The following is a 17,456-nucleotide window of genomic DNA, read 5'->3' on the forward strand; positions in this document are numbered from 1 at the left end:
CGTACGGATGGTTGCCGGAGAGCGGGCCGGACGACATCACACCCGGTCCCGAGCCGTCCAGAAGCCGTTCCCAAGCAGGTACTTTTGCGCCAACAGCCGACTATTCAAGATCACTTGTCGCCGGTCCCCGGGCGTGTTGTCAGTGGCAGGTGCGAGGATGCCCCCAGCACGTGACGTGTGGAGTGGGGATTCACACCGCCCCGTGCCGACCTGTACCGGACGACGCGTCCGTGCGCGGTGGGGGGAGATCAGCGGATATTCCCCTGTCGGGCACCCCGCGCAGAAGGGACCGCTGACGGCGATGCAGATCCGGCTGACCGTCCTCGCGCCGCGCGGCGGCCATGCCGCCGGGCGCGTGTGCGACGTGCTCGTCACCGCCCCGGCAGGGACGGCGCTGTCCGCCGTCGCCTCCGGGCTCGCCACGGCCGTCTCGGGCCCCGACGCCTCCGGCACCGTCGTCCTGTACGCGGGCCGCGAGCGGCTCGACGCCCAGCGCTGCGCCCTCGGCGAGCCGCCGCTGATCGACGGCGCGGTGCTCTCCCTCCAGGTCCCCGGCGAGGACGACGCGCCCGCCGACGACGTCCCGGCGCAGCTCCATGTGGTCGCGGGTCCCGACGCGGGCGGGGTGCATCTGCTGCACGGCGGACAGATCAGAATCGGCCGGTCCGCCGAGGCCGACGTGCCGCTGGACGACCCGGACGTCTCCCGGCTGCACTGCGCGGTGACGGTCGGCGAGGACGGCCGGGTCTCGGTCGCGGACCTGTTCTCCACGAACGGGACGACGCTGGAGGGCGTCGCGGTGGGCAACCGGCCGGTCCCGCTGCCCCCCGGCGCGCTGCTGCGGCTCGGTGAGTCCGCGCTCCGGCTCACGGTCGGGGCCCGGGCGCCCGCGCTGCCGACGGCGCCGGACGGCGAGGGCCATCTGCGGATCACCCGGCCGGGCACGGACGGCCAGGGCCCGCTCCCGTACGGCGCGGAGAGCGGCCCGGGGGGTGCCGCGTACAGCTCCTCGGAAGGCCCCGCCCCGGTCCGCGGCGACGGCAGCGCGACGGCGGCGGCCGGCGGACCCGGCTCCGGTCCGGAGACGGGCGCGTACGGCACGGGCGGTTACGCCACGGACGGTTCCGCGTACGGCCCCGCGGGCGCCTCGCCGGGACCGCAGTACAGCGGCGCGCGGCGCGAGCCGGCCCCCGCCCATGGCCCGGCCGCCCCCGGCGCCCATGCCCCTGGGGCGGGACCGGGCGAAGCCCCGGGCGGGGAGGCCCGGATCCGTGACGAGGGTCACACCTCTCGCGCGTACGGCGGCTTCGCCCCCTCCGGCGCGTCGAGCCGGGTCCTGGGCCCGCAGTACGGCAATCCGCCGGGCGCCCCGCGTGTGCCCGACCCGCGCAGCGCCGATACGCACTACGGCTCCCGCCCGGCGGGGGGTTCCCCGGACGGGACACACAGCAGGGCGGCGGCGCCGGACCCGGCGTACGGGACCGGCGCGGTCGCGGGCCCGGGAGGCGCGGACGCGCGCGGCGCCGACGACCGCCCGCAGTCGCACAGCAGGACCTCGGGGTCGCGGCGGCAGGCCACGCCCACGCGCGGAACGGAAGCACCTGACGCCGCGGCCCGGCGCCGGGGCGGCATAGGCGCCTGGGCCCGTCGACTCGCCGGAAGCCGGGGCGAGGAGCTGCCGGAGTCCGGCCCCGGCCCGCTGGCCGCCGCCGGTACGGCCGGGCGCGGCCCGCGCGCGGAGACCTGGCCCGATCCGGCCGAGGTCCTGCTGACGGCGCTCGGCCCCGGCCCCCGGCTGTGGGAGCGCGACAGCCGCCATCCCGAGGCGCTCGCCGTACGGCTCGGCACGGCCGACCGGGCCGCCCCGGACGGCGGCGGACCGCTGCCCTCCGTACCGGTCACCGTCGGTCTGCGCGAGGCCGGGTCGCTCGGTCTGGCGGGCCCCAGGGAGCGGCTGGCGGGGCTGGCCAGAGCCGTCGTGGCCCAGCTCGCCGCGCTGCACTCACCGGCCGATCTGGAGATCGTGCTGATCAGCACGGACCGTACGAGAAGCCTGGAGGAGCGCCGGCGGGACTGGGGCTGGCTCGGCTGGCTGCCGCATGTACGGCCCGCCCACGGCCAGGACTGCCGGCTGCTGCTCGCCTACGACCGCGAGCAGGCGGCGGCCAGGACCGCCGAGCTGACCCGCCGGCTCGACGACGGCCCCATGGGGCCCGGCTGGGCCTCGGCCGACCCGTGGACCATCACGGAGGCCGCAGCCCGCCACGACGGCCCGTACACGGTCGTGATCGTCGACGGCGATCCCGGGACGGCCGCGCTGCGCGAGTCGACGGCGCAGCTGGCCGGCGCGGGCGCGGCGGCCGGTGTCCATCTCATCTGTCTCGCCGAGACGGACGCGGCCTCGCCCCTCTCCCCGATCGCCGCGACCTATGAGACGGCGTGCGCGGCCTCGCTCCCCTTCCGCGAGTGCGGGGCCGTCGCCCTGCTGAGCGGCGATGTGGCGACGGCGCTGCGGCTGCTGCGTACGGCGGTGGGGCAGCCCGCCGGGCATGGCACGGTCGCCGTCGTGGACGCGGTCTCGGCAGCCTGGGCGGATCGTTTCGGACGGGCGCTGGCGCCGCTGCGCGCGTCGGCGGGCAGCGGCCGGGGACGGCCCGCCGCGGCGCTCCCGCGCTCCGCCAGGCTGCTCGACGAGTTGGGGCTGGCGCGGGCCACCCCGGCGTCCCTGATGGCCCGTTGGGCGTCCGCCGCGGACCGCACCGGCGACTGCACGGCGGTCCTCGGCGCCGGGCCGCGCGGCCCGGTGAGCGTCGATCTGACCGAAGAGGGCCCGCATCTGCTGATCGAGGGGCCGGCGGGGAGCGGCCGTACGGAGCTGCTGCGCTCCGTCGCCGCCTCGCTGGCCGCCGCCGGCCGGCCCGACCGACTGGGGCTGCTGCTGGTCGACGGCGCCGGGGGCGAGCGCGGCGAGGGGCTGTCCGTCTGTACGGAACTGCCGCATGTGACCGAGCATTTGATCGCCTCCGACCCGGTCAGGATGCGGCAGTTCGCCCAGGCGCTGGGGGCCGAGCTGAAGCGGCGGGCCGAGCTGCTGGGACGGCTGGACTTCACGGAGTGGCACAGCCGGCACGAAGTGGCGGAGCGGATAGTCGGCCAGCGCGCGCCGGGCGCCGCCGAGCAACGGGCGGGCAGACGCGGCGAGTCCCGCGCCGACCAGCGCGGAGCCGAACCGCGCGGAAGCGATCAGCGCGCGACCGATCAGCGCACAACCGACCAGCACGGTACGGACCAGCACCGATCCGACCCGTACCGCACCGACCCGCACCGCGGCGATCTGGACACGCACGCGAGCGGCACGCTCCGGCTCAGGACCACCTCGGCCCGTACGGAACAGCCGCAGACGCGGCAGCAGCCCCAGGACCCCGCGCCCCTCCCCCGGCTCGTCGTGCTGGTCGACGACTTCGACGCCCTGGTCGCGCCCGCGCTCGGCAGTCCCGGGCGGCCCGCGGCCGGTTCGGTCGTACGGGCCCTGGAGGCCGTGGCCAGGGACGGCGAGCGGCTCGGCGTCCATCTGGTGGCCACCTCGGCCCGCCCCGACCGTACGGTCGACACGGAGCTGGCCCAGGGCGCGCGGCTGCGGGTCGTGCTGGACGCGCCGCCGGTCGCGCCCTCCCCGGACGATCCGGCGCCCGGCCGCGGCCGGCTCGGCCATCCCGACGGCCGGGTCACGCCGTTCCAGGGCGGCCGGGTCACCGGCCGTATCCCGCGTACGGCGACGCTGCGGCCCACGGTCGTGCCCCTGGAGTGGGAGCGGATGGGCGATCCGCCGGCCCGCCGGCCGGTCAGGGAGCTGGGCAACGGCCCGACGGATCTGGCGCTGCTCGCGAGCGCTCTCGAACGGGCCGCCCGTTCCGTCGATGCTGTACCTGTCGCACCACTGACCCCGGCTCACCCCTGAAGATCCCCGGACAGGGCATACGTCCGTCGTGGCACGTCACGAGCCCATCACGATCACTGCTCAGGCACCCTGATGGCTATTGCGGCACCCGGTCACGCGGCGTAGGACTGTGCGCACGGGACGAGTGCAGCGTTGCCACGTCACGGCCGCGTCGCCGGTCCCGCTTGCGTAGATCCGTACGCACACGGGAAGAGACGGGGCAGTGATGCGCACAACTCGTAGAGCACGTAAGGCTCTTGGGACCGGCAGAAACGGGCTCGGCACGCGCCGGGCGGCTGTGGCGATCGTCGCCGTCGGCGCCGTGGCCCTCAGCGGCTGCAGTGGTGATTCGAGCGACGACAAGGGCTCGGGCGACGCCACGAGCAAGGCCCCCGCGGCCACGGTCCAACTGCCCAAGCTGGACGGCGAGAAGATCCAGGTCGCGGCCGTCTGGACCGGCCCCGAGCAGGAGAACTTCACCAAGGTCCTCAGCGAGTTCGAGAAGCGCACCGGCGCGACGGTCACGTTCGTCCCCGCCCAGGACCCGATCGTCAACTTCCTCGGGACGAAGATAGCCGGTGGCAGCCCGCCGGATGTCGCGATGCTGCCGCAGGTCGGCGCCATCCAGCAGGCCGTGGAGAAGAAGTGGGCCAAGCCCGCCGGCGCGGAGGCCAAGGCCCAGCTCGCGAAGAACTACAGCAAGGGCTGGCAGGACCTCGGCGCGGTGGACGGCACGCAGTACGGCGTGTACTTCAAGGCCGCCAACAAGTCGCTGGTCTGGTACAACAACGCCGCGTTCGAGAACGCGGGCGCCGCGGCCCCCAAGACCTGGCAGGACTTCCTGAAGGCCGCCGAGACGATCTCGGCCTCGGGTGTCACCCCGGTCTCGGTCGCGGGCGCGGACGGCTGGACGCTCACCGACTGGTTCGAGAACATCTATCTCTCCCAGGCGGGCCCGGAGAAGTACGACCAGCTCGCCAAGCACGAGATCAAGTGGACCGACGGCTCCGTGAAGGACGCGCTCACCACGCTCGGCCAGCTCTTCGGCAAGCCGAACCTGATCGCGGGCGGTACGGACGGCGCGCTCCAGACGGAGTTCCCCGCGTCCGTCACCCAGACGTTCACCGGCGGCGACCAGCCCAAGGGCGCGATGGTCTTCGAGGGTGACTTCGTCGGCGTCAACATCGGCCAGACCGAGGCGAAGATCGGTACGGACGCGAAGGTCTTCCCGTTCCCCGCGGTGGGCACCGACTCCCCGGTGGTGACCGGTGGCGACGCGGCCGTGGCGCTCAAGGACACCAAGGGCGCGCAGGCGCTGCTGACCTTCCTGGCGTCCACGGACGCCGCGAAGATCTGGGCGGAGGCGGGCGGGTTCGTCTCGCCGAACAAGTCCCTGGACGCGGCCGCGTACCCGAACGACGTCCAGCGCGACATCGCCAAGGCGCTGATCGCGGCGGGCGACGACTTCCGCTTCGACATGTCGGACCAGATGCCGCAGTCGTTCGGCGGTACCCCGGGCAAGGGCGAGTGGAAGGCGCTCCAGGACTTCCTGAAGAACCCGAAGGACGTCGCGGCGATCCAGCAGCAGCTGGAGACGGCCGCGGCCAAGGCGTACACGAGCTGACGCGGTGAAATCAGCTGTCACGGGGGGTACCGCTGCGGCGGTGCCCCCCGTCAAGGGCAAACGCAAGAGCGTGACAGGCACACGCAAACTCGTCGCGGCCGGCTTCCTGCTGCCCGCGCTGGTGCTGCTGGGCGCGCTCGTGGTCTACCCCATCGGGTTCTCGGTCTACCGGTCGTTCTTCGACAAGTCGGGCGACAGCTTCGCCGGGCTCGACAACTACATCGAGCTCTTCACCGACGACACCATCCTGACCGCGGTCAAGAACAACGCGATCTGGGTGGTGGTGGCGCCCACCGTCGCCACGGCGCTCGGGCTGATCTTCGCCGTACTCACCGAACGGGTGCGCTGGAGCACGGCCTTCAAGCTCGTCATCTTCATGCCGATGGCGATCTCGATGCTCGCCTCGGGCATCATCTTCCGGCTCGTGTACGAGCAGGACCCGGAGCGCGGCATCGCCAACGCGGTCGCGGTGGGTGTGCACGACACGTTCAGCGAGTCGGCGGGCTTCCCCAGAGCGCGTCCGCTGCCGGTACATCCGCTGAAACCGGCGGGCGACGGCGCGTTCGTCACCAAGGAGACCGTGAGCGCCGGGACGGAGGTGCTGCTCCCGCTGGTGGGGGTGGCGCCCGCGAAGATGCCGTCCGACGCGGCGCCCGCCAAGGCCGCGAAGACCGCGGACGGCCGGGTCACCGGCACCGCCTGGCTGGACTTCACCAAGGGCGGCGGCGGCAAGCCCAATGTCATCGACGCCAAGGAGCTCGGCCTCAAGGGCATCAAGGTGGAGGCGGTCAAGGACGGCATGGTCGTCGCCTCCGCGACCGCGGGCGCCGACGGTACGTTCAGCCTGCCGGAAGCGGCCGACGGCGCGCAGCTCAGACTGCCCGCGGAGAACTTCAGGGAGCCGTACAACGGCGTGGACTGGCTGGGGCCCTCCCTGGTCACGCCCGCGATCATCGGCAGCTATATCTGGATGTGGGCCGGGTTCGCGATGGTGCTGATCGCGGCGGGGCTCGCGAGCGTGCCGCGTGAACTCATGGAGGCCGCGCGGGTGGACGGTGCCACCGAGTGGCAGGTCTTCCGCCGGATCACCGTGCCGCTGCTGGCGCCGGTGCTCGCGGTCGTCATGGTCACGCTGATGATCAACGTACTGAAGATCTTCGACCTGGTCTTCATCATCGCGCCGGGGTCGTCCCAGGACGACGCGAACGTGCTGGCGCTCCAGCTCTACCGCTCGTCGTTCGGTACGGACGCGGATCTCGGCGTGGGCAGCGCCATCGCCGTACTGCTGCTCCTGCTGGTGATCCCGGTGATGCTGTTCAACATACGACGCATGCGAAGGGAGACTCGCCGATGACCACGAACGACGGTGCGATCAAGGTCAAGGCGGAGCAGCCCCTCGCGAGCAGGATCGCGGCCCGCGCGGGCGGCGGGGCGATGCGGGTCTTCCTGATCCTGGTGGGCCTGTTCTGGCTGATGCCCACGATCGGTCTGCTGATCTCCTCGCTGCGCGACGCGACGGACATCAGCGCGAGCGGCTGGTGGCAGGTCTTCACCGCGCCCGCGCAGCTCACCACCGAGAACTACTCGCGGCTCTTCGACAACGACATCATCACCAACTCGCTGCTCTCCACGATCCTGATCACCGTCCCGGCGACGGTCCTGGTCGTGGTGATCGGCTCGCTCGCCGGATACGCCTTCGCGTGGATGGACTTCCCGGGGCGCGACTGGTGGTTCCTGGTGGTCGTCGGCCTGCTGGTGGTCCCGGTGCAGGTCGCACTGGTCCCGGTCTCGAAGCTGTTCGGCGCCGTCGGCATCTTCGAGACGACCTTCGGCGTGGTGCTCTTCCATGTCGCGTTCGGTCTGCCCTTCGCGATCTTCCTGCTGCGGAACTTCTTCGCGGAGATCCCGAGGGAGCTGCTGGAGGCCGCGCGGCTCGACGGGGCGGGCGAGATACGGCTGTTCGTACGGGTCGTGATGCCGCTGGGCGGTCCGGCGATCGCCTCGCTCGGCATCTTCCAGTTCCTCTGGGTCTGGAACGACATGCTGGTCGCGCTGATCTTCGCGGACTCGAAGAACCCGCCGATCACCGTCGCGCTCCAGCAGCAGGTACGGCAGTTCGGCAACAACATCGACGTCCTGGCGCCCGGCGCGTTCGTGTCGATGGTGATCCCGCTGGCCGTGTTCTTCGCGTTCCAGCGGCAGTTCGTGACGGGCGTGATGGCGGGAGCCGTCAAATAGCGTCCATGTAGCGTCGCGGACAAGGGTGTCGGCGGGGGAGAACGGGCCGCGGGACGGCCGGTTCTCCCCCGTCGCGCTGTCCGGCCGGACAGTCGTTCCGCGCGTCCCCCGCGCGCCGGCCGCGGCGTAAGCAGTACGTCAGTCCCGGTGGCCGAGCGCCGCGACCGCCGAGGCCGCCAGATCGTCCAGATAGCCCGGGGGCAGCTCGCTGCGTACCACCACGAGCCGCCAGTAGAGCGGTCCGATGATCAGATCCAGCGCCCGGTCGGCGTCCGCGCCCTCGGGAAGCTCACCCCGTTCGACCGCCGCGCGGACGATCACCGCCGCGATGCCCCGCTGTCCGTCGAGCAGCGCCGCCTTGATCGCGTCGGAGATCTCGGGGTGGCGCGCGGCCTCCACCAGGAGATCCGGGATGACCTGCGAGGCCACCGGGTGGCGCAGGGCGTGGGAGGCCACTTCGAGCAGGGCGCGCACATCGCCGTAGAGCGAACCGGTCCCGGGGGCGGGCAGCCCCTGCGCCGCGAAGGCGGAGACCAGATCGAGGACGAGCTCCAGCTTGGACTTCCAGCGGCGGTAGACGGCGGTCTTGCCGACTCCGGCCCGGCGCGCGATGCCCTCGATGGACATCCGGGCGAAGCCGACGGCGGCCAGTTCCTCGAAGACGGCGGCGCGGATGGCGTCGGTCACGTCCTCCCGGAGCACGGCGGCGCCCGCCGGGACGCGGCGTGCGGTGCGCGGGGCGCCGGCACTGGCGCGGGGGTCGGTAGTCATCGCGTACGAGCATAGCGCCGATCGACGTGACGACGACACGGTTGCGTTGCGACGCACTCCGTCCTACCTTTGGCGTTACGACGATACGTACCCGTTCCGTCGCTGGGAGGGCCCCCATCGCCCCCCATCGCCGACCGGCGCCACCCCAGAACACCGTCGAAAGCGACCCCCCGTGAGCCAGACGATCGCACCGGCCTCACCGGTCCCGGAGCCCGCTACCGGGAGCGTGACCGATCTCAGCGCCCTCGCCCGCCGCCACGGCCTGACCGTGAGCGGCGCCCGCCCCGCCCTGCCCGACTATCTCCGCGCCCTGTGGTCGCGCCGGCATTTCATCGGCGCCTTCGCCACCGCCCGGCTGACCGCCCAGTACAGCCAGGCGAAGCTCGGCCAGATCTGGCAGATCATGACCCCGCTGCTGAACGCGACGGTCTACTACTTCATCTTCGGGGTGCTGCTCAACACCAAGCACGGCGTGCCGGACTTCATCCCGTTCCTGGTCACGGGCGTCTTCATCTGGACCTTCACCTCGAACTCGATCATGGCCGGCACCCGCGCGATCTCCGGCAACCTCGGTCTCGTACGGGCCCTGCACTTCCCGCGCGCCGCCCTGCCGATCGGGCTCGCGCTCCAGCAGCTCCAGCAACTGCTGTTCTCCCTGGGCGCGCTGGTGGTGATCCTGGTCTGCTTCGGCCAGTACCCCGCGGTCAGCTGGCTGCTCGCAATACCGGCCCTGCTGCTCCAGTCGCTCTTCAACACCGGCGTCTCGATGGCCGTGGCCAGGCTGGCGGCCAGGACGCCGGACATCTCGCAGCTGATGCCGTTCCTGCTGCGCACCTGGATGTATGTGTCGGGCGTGATGTGGAGCGTCGACAAGGTCACGAACGGCGACGGTCTGCCGCATGTGGTGACGGTGATCCTGAAGTGCAACCCGGCCGCCGTCTATATCGATCTGATGCGCTTCGCGCTTATCGACAGCTATACCGCCGGTCAACTGCCCCCGCACATCTGGGCCGTCGCCCTGGGCTGGGCGCTGCTCGCGGGCGTCGGCGGTTTCCTGTTCTTCTGGAAGGCCGAGGAGGAGTACGGACGTGGCTGACAAAAGGCAGAGTACGGAGACCGCCGAGCCGTTCACCGAGCGGGAACGCGTCCCCACCGTCGTCGTCGACGGCGTCCACATCACCTACACCGTCCATGGCACCAAGGGCGGCCGGGGCAGTGCCACCTCCGCGCTGAGCCGGATCGTCTCACGCCGGTCGGCCCCCGGAGCGCGCGAGGTGCACGCCGTCAAGGGCGTCAGCTTCGCCGCGTACAAGGGCGAGGCCATCGGTCTGATCGGCTCCAACGGATCCGGCAAGTCGACCCTGCTGAAGGCCATCGCGGGACTGCTGCCGCCCTCGCGCGGCCAGGTCTTCACCCGGGGTCAGCCCTCGCTCCTCGGCGTCAACGCGGCGCTGATGAGCGATCTGACCGGCGAGCGGAACGTCATCCTCGGCGGGCTGGCCATGGGCATGTCGCGGGAGCAGGTCCGTACCCGCTACGACGACATCGTGGAGTTCTCCGGGATCAACGAGAAGGGCGACTTCATCTCGCTGCCGATGCGGACGTACTCCTCGGGCATGGGCGCCCGGCTGCGCTTCTCGATCGCCGCCGCCAAGAGCCATGACGTCCTGCTGATCGACGAGGCGCTGTCCACCGGCGACGCCAGATTCCAGCGCCGCAGCCAGGAGCGCATCACCGAGCTGCGCGCGGAGGCCGGCACGGTCTTCCTGGTCAGCCACAGCAACAAGTCCATCCTCGAAACCTGTGACCGGGCGCTCTGGCTGGAGTCGGGGACGCTGCGGATGGACGGCCCGGCTCAGGAAGTCGTCGCGGCGTACGAGGAGTTCACCGGCAAGAAGAAGTAGCCCGCCCGAGGCCGACAGGGCAAGGGGCGCCCGGCTCATCGCGAGCCGGGCGCCCCTCCTGCTGTGCGCTGCTCAGCTGTGCGTACGCAGCAGCGTGCGCATCGTCCGCATCGCGACCGACAGATTCGCCAGATCGAACGCGTCCGACCCCTGGATCTCCTCCAGCGTGGCGCGCGAACGGCCCAGGATCGCGGCGTTCTTCTGCTCCCACGCCTTGAAGCGCTCCTCGGGCGTCGAGTCGCCGTTGCCCACGGCCAGCACGTCCGCCGTCAGCGCGGCGTGCGCCGCGTACAGGTCCTCGCGGATGGAGGCGCGGGCCATGGACTGCCAGCGGTCGGCCCGCGGCAGCTCCACGATCCGGTCCATCAGCTGAGTGATCCGCAGCCGGTCACCGAGGTCGTAGTACACCTCGGCGACGGCGAGCGGGTCCTGATCCGTACGGTCCGCGATCGCCACGATGTCGAGCGTCGGGAAGGCGGACGAGAAGCTCGCCACTCGCAGGGCCAGCTCCTCCGGGACCCCCGCCTCGGTCAGCTCCGCCAGGATCCGCTGGTACCACTCCAGCTCCGCGCCGCGCAGCATCGGGGGCAGCTGCGCCCAGACCCGCTCGACCCCCGCCGCGAAGAACTCGATCGTCCCCGCGATCTCCAGCGGCTGCGGCCGGTTGCCCAGCAGCCAGCGCGTACCGCGCTCGACCAGCCGGCGCGAGTGCAGCCTGATCCGGGTCTGGACGTCGGCCGCCACCTGGTTGTCCAGCGCCTCGACGGCGTCCCAGACGGCGTTCAGCCCGAAGATCTCCCGGGCCGCCGCCTGGGCCCGTACGATCTCCTCGGTCGACGCCCCGGTCTCCTCGCGCAGCCGGTGCAGGAACGTCGAACCACCGGTGTTGACGGTGTCGTTGACCAGCACCGTCGTCACGATCTCGCGGCGCAGCGCGTGCGTGTCGATCTGCTCGGCGAACTTCTCCCGCAGCGCCTGCGGGAAGTACGCGTGCAGCAGCTTGCGCAGATACGGGTCGTCGGGCAGCTCGGTGTGGATCAGCTCCTCCGCCACCGTGATCTTGGTGTAGGCGAGCAGCACGGCCAGTTCGGGCTGGGACAGGCCCCGGCCCGTGTTGAGCAGTTCGCGGATCTGCCGGTCGCTGGGCAGGAACTCCAGCGCCCTGTCGAGATGTCCGTCGCGCGTCAGCCGTCGCATGAACCGCTGGTGGGCGTGGAGCAGGGACGGGGCCTGGGCCACGGCGTTGGCGAGCGCGGTGTTCTGCGCGTAGTTGTTGCGCAGCACCAGCGCGCCGACCTCGTCGGTCATCGCGGCGAGCAGCGTGTTGCGCTGCTTGACGGTCATGTCGCCGTCCGTGACCAGGCCGTTGAGCAGGATCTTGATGTTCACCTCGTGGTCGGAGGTGTCGACGCCCGCGCTGTTGTCGATGGCGTCGGTGTTGACCTTGCCGCCCTCGCCGCCGGCGCCGCGCCGGGCGAACTCGATACGGCCGAGCTGGGTCAGCCCCAGGTTGCCGCCCTCGCCGACGACCTTGGCCCGCAGGTCCTCGCCGTTGACGCGGATCGCGTCGTTGGCCTTGTCGCCGACGTCGGCGTCCGTCTCGGTGGAGGCCTTCACATACGTACCGATGCCGCCGTTCCACAGCAGGTCCACCGGGGCGTGGAGGATCGTCTTCATCAGCTCGGCGGGCGTCAGCTTGGAGACACCGGGCTCGATGCCGAGCGCTTCCCGTACATGCGCGTTGATGGAGATCGACTTGGCGGTGCGGGGGTGGATTCCGCCGCCCTGCGACAGCAGCCCCTTGTCGTAGTCGGCCCACGACGAGCGCGGCAGCTCGAACAGCCGGCGGCGCTCCGCGTACGAGATGGCCGCGTCCGGGTGCGGGTCGAGGAAGATATGCCGGTGGTCGAAGGCCGCGACCAGCCGGATGTGCTCGGAGAGCAGCATGCCGTTGCCGAACACGTCACCGGACATGTCCCCGACGCCGACGACCGTGAAGTCCTCGGTCTGGGTGTCATGGCCGAGCTCGCGGAAGTGCCGCTTGACGGACTCCCAGGCGCCGCGCGCCGTGATGCCCATGCCCTTGTGGTCGTAGCCCGCGCTGCCGCCGGAGGCGAAGGCGTCCCCGAGCCAGAAGTGGTAGGCGACGGCGACGTCATTGGCGATGTCGGAGAAGCTCGCGGTGCCCTTGTCGGCGGCGACGACCAGATACGTGTCGTCCTCGTCGTGCCTGACCACATCGGCCGGCGGCACGACCTCGCCCGCCACCATGTTGTCCGTGATGTCGAGCAGCGCCGAGATGAAGATCTTGTACGAGGCGATGCCCTCGGCGAGCCAGGCGTCCCGGTCCGCGGCCGGGTCGGGCAGCTGCTTGGCGACGAAGCCGCCCTTGGCGCCGACCGGCACGATCACGGTGTTCTTGACCATCTGCGCCTTGACCAGGCCGAGGATCTCCGTACGGAAGTCCTCGCGCCGGTCGGACCAGCGCAGACCGCCGCGGGCGACCTTGCCGAAGCGGAGGTGGACGCCCTCGACACGCGGGGAGTACACCCAGATCTCGTACGCCGGGCGGGGCGCGGGCAGATCCGGGATGGCCTGCGGGTCGAACTTCATCGACACATAGCTGTGCTGCTCGCCCGCGGCGGTCTTCTGGCCCTTCTGGCCCTTTGCGCCGTCGCCCTCGCCCGCGCGCTGGAAGAAGTTGGTCCGCAGCGTCGCCTTGATGAGGGTGAGGAAGGACCTGAGGATGCGGTCCTCGTCCAGGCTCGCGACCTGGTCCAGGGCGCCGTCCAGCTCCTCCAGCATCGCTTCCGTCAGCTCCGTGCCGGCGCGCTGGCGGCCCGGCGACATCCGGGCCTCGAAGAGGGAGACCAGCAGACGGGTGGTGTGGACATTGCTGCGGAGGGTGTCCTCCATGTAGTCCTGGCTGAAGGTCGAGCCGGACTGGCGCAGGTACTTGGCGTACGCGCGCAGCACCATCGCCTGCCGCCAGTCCAGACCGGCCCGCAGGACGAGGGAGTTGAAGCCGTCGTTCTCCGCGGCTCCGGTCCACACGGCGGCGAAGGCGTCCTGGAAGCGCTGGCGGTCGTCCTCGGTGAGATAGTCGCCCCCGCCGCCCTGGGGCAGCCGCAGACCGAAGTCGTAGATCCAGGCGTGGGTACGGTCCGAGCAGCGCAGCTCGTACGGGCGCTCGTCGACGACCTCGACACCGAGCCGCTGGAGCACCGGCAGGACGGCGGAGAGGGAGACCTGCTCGCCCGAGCGGTAGATCTTGAAGCGGCGCTCGCCGGGGCCCGCGCCGACCGGCTCGTACAGCGAGAGCGCGAAGTCCGAGCCCGCCTCGGCCCGGGTGACCGCCTCCAGATGGGCCAGGTCGGCGACGGCGGCGCGCGGGGAGTGGTCGGCCTTGTACCCCTCGGGGAAGGCGGAACCGTACCTGCGCAGCAGCTCGGCGGCGCGCTCCTCACCGCACTCGGCGGTCAGCGCCTCGCCGAAGGCGTCGGCCCAGGAGCGGGCGGCCTCGACGAGCCGGGCCTCGATCCGCTCGGTGTCGGCATCGGTGAGCTTCGCCAGCTGGGTGCCCCGGGGGACGCGGACGACGAAGTGCAGCCGGGAGAGGATCGATTCTGTGTTCCAGGCCGTGAAGTCGACGCTGGTCCCGCCGAGTTCCTCCTTGAGGATCTCGACCAGCCGGAGCCGGACGCCCGTGGTGTAGCGGTCGCGCGGCAGATAGACGAGGGCGGAGTAGTAGCGCCCGTACTCGTCCTGGCGCAGGTAGAGCCGCAGCCGCCGGCGCTCCTGGAGGTACAGCACGCTCGTGACGATCGAGCGGAGTTCGTCGACGGGCGTCTGGAACAGCTCGTCGCGCGGATAGGTCTCCAGGATCTGGAGCAGATCGCGACCGTCGTGGCTGTTGGGCGAGAGGCCCGCGCTCTCCAGGACCTCGGCGACCTTGCGGCGGATCACCGGGACCCGGCGGACGGACTCGGTGTACGCGGCCGAGGAGAAGAGCCCGAGGAAGCGCCGCTCGCCGACGACATTGCCCTTGGCGTCGAACTTCTTGACCCCGACATAGTCGAGATAGCCGGAGCGGTGGACCGTGGCGCGGCTGTTCGCCTTGGTGAGGACGAGCAGCTTGTGCTCACGGGCCTTGGCGCGGGCGTCGGCGGGCAGCCGGCTGAAGGACGGGCTGACCGGGTGGTCCTCGTCCCCGATGTGCGCCGGGTCGGAGCGCAGTACGCCGAGTCCGGTGCCCGGCACGGCGGAGAGGGCGTCGCTGTCCGTCAGCTGATACTCGCGGTAACCGAGGAAGGTGAAGTGGTCGGCGGCGAGCCAGCGCAGCAGCTCCCGGGCCTCTTCGACCTCCTGGTCGCGCAGATCGTCGGCGGTCGGCTCGCCGGGCAGCTCCTCGGCGATGCGCAGCGCGGCCTCCCGCATCTTCTCCCAGTCCTCGACGGTCTCGCGGACATCGGAGAGGATCCGCAGCAGGTCGGAGGTCATCTGCTGGAGATCGGCCTGGTCGGTCTCGCGGTCGACCTCGACATGGATCCAGGACTCGATGAACACGTCGTGCCGGGGCTCCGCGGCGGTGACCGCCTCCTCGGGCAGCACCTCGATCAGCTTGCCGGTGACATCGCGGCGTACGGCGATCTGCGGATGCACCACGGCGTGGATGCCGCGGCCCTGGCGCGAGAGCTCATTGGTGACGGAGTCGACCAGGAACGGCATGTCGTCGGTGACGACCTCGACCACGGAGTGGCGGCAGGTCCAGCCGTTCTCCTCGACGGTCGGGGTGTGCACCCGTACGTTCGCCGTCCCCTGGGGACGATTCCCGGCCAGCCGGTAGTGCGAGAGCGCCGCACCGACGATGTCGACCGGGTCGCGGTCGGCCAGGTCCTCGGGAGCGGTGTGCAGGTAGTAGCGCTGGAGGTACGCGAGAAGGCCGTCCCGGTCGGGACCGTCCTCCTGGCCGGCGCTGCGGGATCCGGCCGAGGCCTCGCCCTCCCGGGGGCGGGCCCCCAGCCCCCCGGTTCCCCCCACCGGGCTGTTCTCAGCGGCCCGAGCCGCCTGTTCGAGCAGCTCGGCCTTGGCTTCGTCCAGCTTGGTCTGCATGTCCTCTGGCTCCTGTCGCGCGCCGTTGCGTGACGTAGGTGAAGGAAGCGACACAACGCCACGACGCGGGGTTTCCGGTCTGAGTCGACGTTATGCCGCGATGAGAGATGTCCGGGGCGTTATTGGCCAATTTTGGCAGTCGTCCCGGATCAAGGTCCTGCCCCGAGTCCTGTCCCGGAGGGACCGGTCCTGGGGGACCAGCGATCGCCCGGACGCGGTGGCGCTCCGGGCGCAGGCGGGAGGCTTCGCTGCCCCCACGGCATATCGCGCTGATCACGGGCACCAGGCTATCGCCCTTGACCGGGGCGCCGTCATGGGCCGCATGTGTACAAATACGCGGCACCAACTTTGACACTCTGGACAGCGACACGGGCGCTCGTCGGAGGCTCACGGCCGCGCCCGGCACAGAACCCTCGCCGACGCGCGCCGACGGGGGACGACACTGGTCCACAGGACGACACTGGTCGACAGCTGGACAGACCGGCACACTCTCTCCGGGAGCAGTCATGGCAGCCAAGGTTCTGATCGTCACCGGCGACGCCGCCGAGTCGCTGGAAGTGCTCTATCCGTACCAGCGTCTGCGTGAGGAGGGGTACGAGGTCCATATCGCCGCTCCGACCCGTAAGAAGCTCCAGTTCGTGGTTCATGACTTCGAGCCCGGCTTCGACACCTACACCGAGAAGCCCGGCTACACCTGGCCCGCCGATCTCGCCTTCGCCGAGGTCGACGCGACGCAGTACGCCGCTCTGGTCATCCCGGGCGGCCGCGCCCCCGAGTATCTGCGCGGCGACGCGGAGCTGCGCAAGATCCTCAAGTCCTTCTTCGACGCCGACAAGCCCGTCGCCCAGATCTGCCACGGGCCGCTGCTCACGGCCGCGATCGGCGAGCTGGCCGGCCGCCGGGTCACGGCCTATCCGGCCCTGGAGCTGGACATGCAGGCGGCCGGGGCCACCTTCCAGGACTCGGAGGCGGTGGTGGACGGCACGCTCGTCTCGTCCCGCGCCTGGCCCGACCACCCGGCCTGGATGCGCGAATTCCTCACCGTGCTGCGCGCGAAGGCCCCGGTGACCTGAGCGGTGCGGGCCCGGTGAACCGGGGGTACTCCCGGGGACTCCTTGGCGCACCCCCGGTCCCCCGGTCGTCCCTGCCGGTCACACCGGCGTCAGGACGTCAGCCGCCGCGCCGTGTCGACCGCCTCCGCGAGCGTGTCCACCACCGGTACGCCCACCGCCTCCAGACTGGCCCGGCTGTGCGAGCCCCCCGTGTACAGCACGGCCCGCGCGCCCACATGCGCCGCCGCCAGCGCGTCGTCGACCGCGTCACCGATCACCACCGTCCGGTCGGCGGATATCGCGCCCGCCGACGCCAGCGCGGTCAGATGGCGCTCCATGTGCACCGCCTTGCTGCCGCCGGACGGGCCGGTCCGGCCGTCGACGCGGAGGAAGTGGCTCTCGATCCCGTATCCCCGCACCACCGGAACCAGCTGCTCGTGCCCGTACATGCTCAGCAGCGACTGGCTGTCCCCGGCCAGCCGCCATTGCGACAGCAGCTCCTCGACGCCCTCCGTGAGCCCGCAGCCGGTCCGCCGCTCCGTGTAGTGGCGGTGGAACGTCTCGTCCATGACGGCCCACTCGGCGTCGCTCGGCAGGCGGCCCATCAGCCGCTCGTAGAACTTCGGGACCGGGACGCAGTACAGCTCGCGGTAGGTGTCCAGCGTGATGGACTCCAGCCCTATCTCCGCGAAGGCCGCGTTGGTCGCCCCGATGACCGCCTCGATGTCGTCGAGGATCGTGCCGTTCCAGTCCCAGACCAGATGCGTGTTCTGCTTCCCCATGCCGAAAACGGTACCGGCCGGGTCTGACAACGGCCC

Annotated in this window: 10 protein-coding genes; 7 read left to right on the forward strand and 3 right to left on the reverse strand. The window is 71.3% G+C overall.

The window, feature by feature from the left end:
• Positions 1-301: 301 nt before the first annotated feature.
• The 4 genes from IF11_RS0131245 to IF11_RS0131260 all read left to right on the forward strand — a co-directional run bounded on the left by IF11_RS0131245 (position 302) and on the right by IF11_RS0131260 (position 7,799).
• Positions 302-3,958 (forward strand): FtsK/SpoIIIE domain-containing protein, encoded by a 3,657-nt coding sequence (locus IF11_RS0131245; RefSeq protein WP_030355148.1) that lies wholly within the window; start codon positions 302-304, stop codon positions 3,956-3,958.
• A gap of 205 nt (positions 3,959-4,163) precedes the next feature.
• Positions 4,164-5,561: an ABC transporter substrate-binding protein gene (locus tag IF11_RS0131250; protein ID WP_078491019.1), complete on the forward strand. Its 1,398-nt coding sequence runs from the start codon at positions 4,164-4,166 to the stop codon at positions 5,559-5,561.
• A 40-nt stretch (positions 5,562-5,601) separates the two neighbouring features.
• Positions 5,602-6,915 (forward strand): carbohydrate ABC transporter permease, encoded by a 1,314-nt coding sequence (locus IF11_RS0131255; RefSeq protein ID WP_420894550.1) that lies wholly within the window; start codon positions 5,602-5,604, stop codon positions 6,913-6,915.
• The gene (locus IF11_RS0131260) at positions 6,912-7,799 is read left to right on the forward strand and encodes a carbohydrate ABC transporter permease (protein ID WP_030355151.1); all 888 of its coding nucleotides are present in this window, start codon (positions 6,912-6,914) and stop codon (positions 7,797-7,799) included. Before IF11_RS0131255 ends, IF11_RS0131260 begins: the two co-directional genes overlap by 4 nt.
• A gap of 138 nt (positions 7,800-7,937) precedes the next feature.
• On the opposite strand, the gene IF11_RS0131265 is transcribed toward IF11_RS0131260, so the two are convergent.
• A complete protein-coding gene (locus tag IF11_RS0131265) occupies positions 7,938-8,570 on the reverse strand; it encodes a TetR/AcrR family transcriptional regulator (protein ID WP_030355152.1) in 633 nt (210 codons plus the stop codon).
• A 172-nt stretch (positions 8,571-8,742) separates the two neighbouring features.
• Between IF11_RS0131265 and IF11_RS0131270 the strand changes: the two genes are divergently transcribed.
• A complete protein-coding gene (locus IF11_RS0131270; RefSeq protein WP_030355153.1) occupies positions 8,743-9,666 on the forward strand; it encodes an ABC transporter permease in 924 nt (307 codons plus the stop codon).
• A complete protein-coding gene (locus IF11_RS0131275; protein ID WP_030355154.1) occupies positions 9,659-10,474 on the forward strand; it encodes an ABC transporter ATP-binding protein in 816 nt (271 codons plus the stop codon). The genes IF11_RS0131270 and IF11_RS0131275 overlap by 8 nt, the downstream gene beginning before the upstream one ends.
• Positions 10,475-10,546: 72 nt before the next feature.
• Here IF11_RS0131275 and IF11_RS0131280 read toward each other — a convergent pair whose 3' ends face one another.
• Entirely contained in the window at positions 10,547-15,586 is a 5,040-nt protein-coding gene (locus tag IF11_RS0131280; RefSeq protein WP_030355155.1) for an NAD-glutamate dehydrogenase, read from the reverse strand.
• A gap of 506 nt (positions 15,587-16,092) precedes the next feature.
• On the opposite strand from IF11_RS0131280, the gene IF11_RS0131285 reads away from it, so the two are divergent.
• Positions 16,093-16,659 carry a DJ-1/PfpI family protein gene (locus IF11_RS0131285; RefSeq protein WP_030355156.1) on the forward strand — a complete coding sequence of 189 codons (567 nt, stop codon included), beginning with the start codon at positions 16,093-16,095 and terminating at the stop codon, positions 16,657-16,659.
• Between the two features lie 89 nt (positions 16,660-16,748).
• Here IF11_RS0131285 and IF11_RS0131290 read toward each other — a convergent pair whose 3' ends face one another.
• Positions 16,749-17,420: an HAD family hydrolase gene (locus IF11_RS0131290; protein ID WP_030355157.1), complete on the reverse strand. Its 672-nt coding sequence runs from the start codon at positions 17,418-17,420 to the stop codon at positions 16,749-16,751.
• Between the last annotated feature and the right edge of the window lie 36 nt (positions 17,421-17,456).

The organism is Streptomyces scopuliridis RB72 (assembly GCF_000718095.1).
Taxonomy (GTDB): domain Bacteria; phylum Actinomycetota; class Actinomycetes; order Streptomycetales; family Streptomycetaceae; genus Streptomyces; species Streptomyces scopuliridis.

Excerpts from the sequence above, each read along its gene's own strand:
- IF11_RS0131290 (WP_030355157.1), bottom strand. The coding sequence starts at position 17,420 with ATGGGGAAGCAGAACACGCATCTGGTCTGGGACTGGAACGGCACGATC.
- IF11_RS0131280 (WP_030355155.1), bottom strand. The coding sequence starts at position 15,586 with ATGCAGACCAAGCTGGACGAAGCCAAGGCCGAGCTGCTCGAACAGGCG.
- IF11_RS0131245 (WP_030355148.1), top strand. The coding sequence starts at position 302 with ATGCAGATCCGGCTGACCGTCCTCGCGCCGCGCGGCGGCCATGCCGCC.
- IF11_RS0131260 (WP_030355151.1), top strand. The coding sequence starts at position 6,912 with ATGACCACGAACGACGGTGCGATCAAGGTCAAGGCGGAGCAGCCCCTC.
- IF11_RS0131265 (WP_030355152.1), bottom strand. The coding sequence starts at position 8,570 with ATGACTACCGACCCCCGCGCCAGTGCCGGCGCCCCGCGCACCGCACGC.
- IF11_RS0131285 (WP_030355156.1), top strand. The coding sequence starts at position 16,093 with ATGGCAGCCAAGGTTCTGATCGTCACCGGCGACGCCGCCGAGTCGCTG.
- IF11_RS0131250 (WP_078491019.1), top strand. The coding sequence starts at position 4,164 with ATGCGCACAACTCGTAGAGCACGTAAGGCTCTTGGGACCGGCAGAAAC.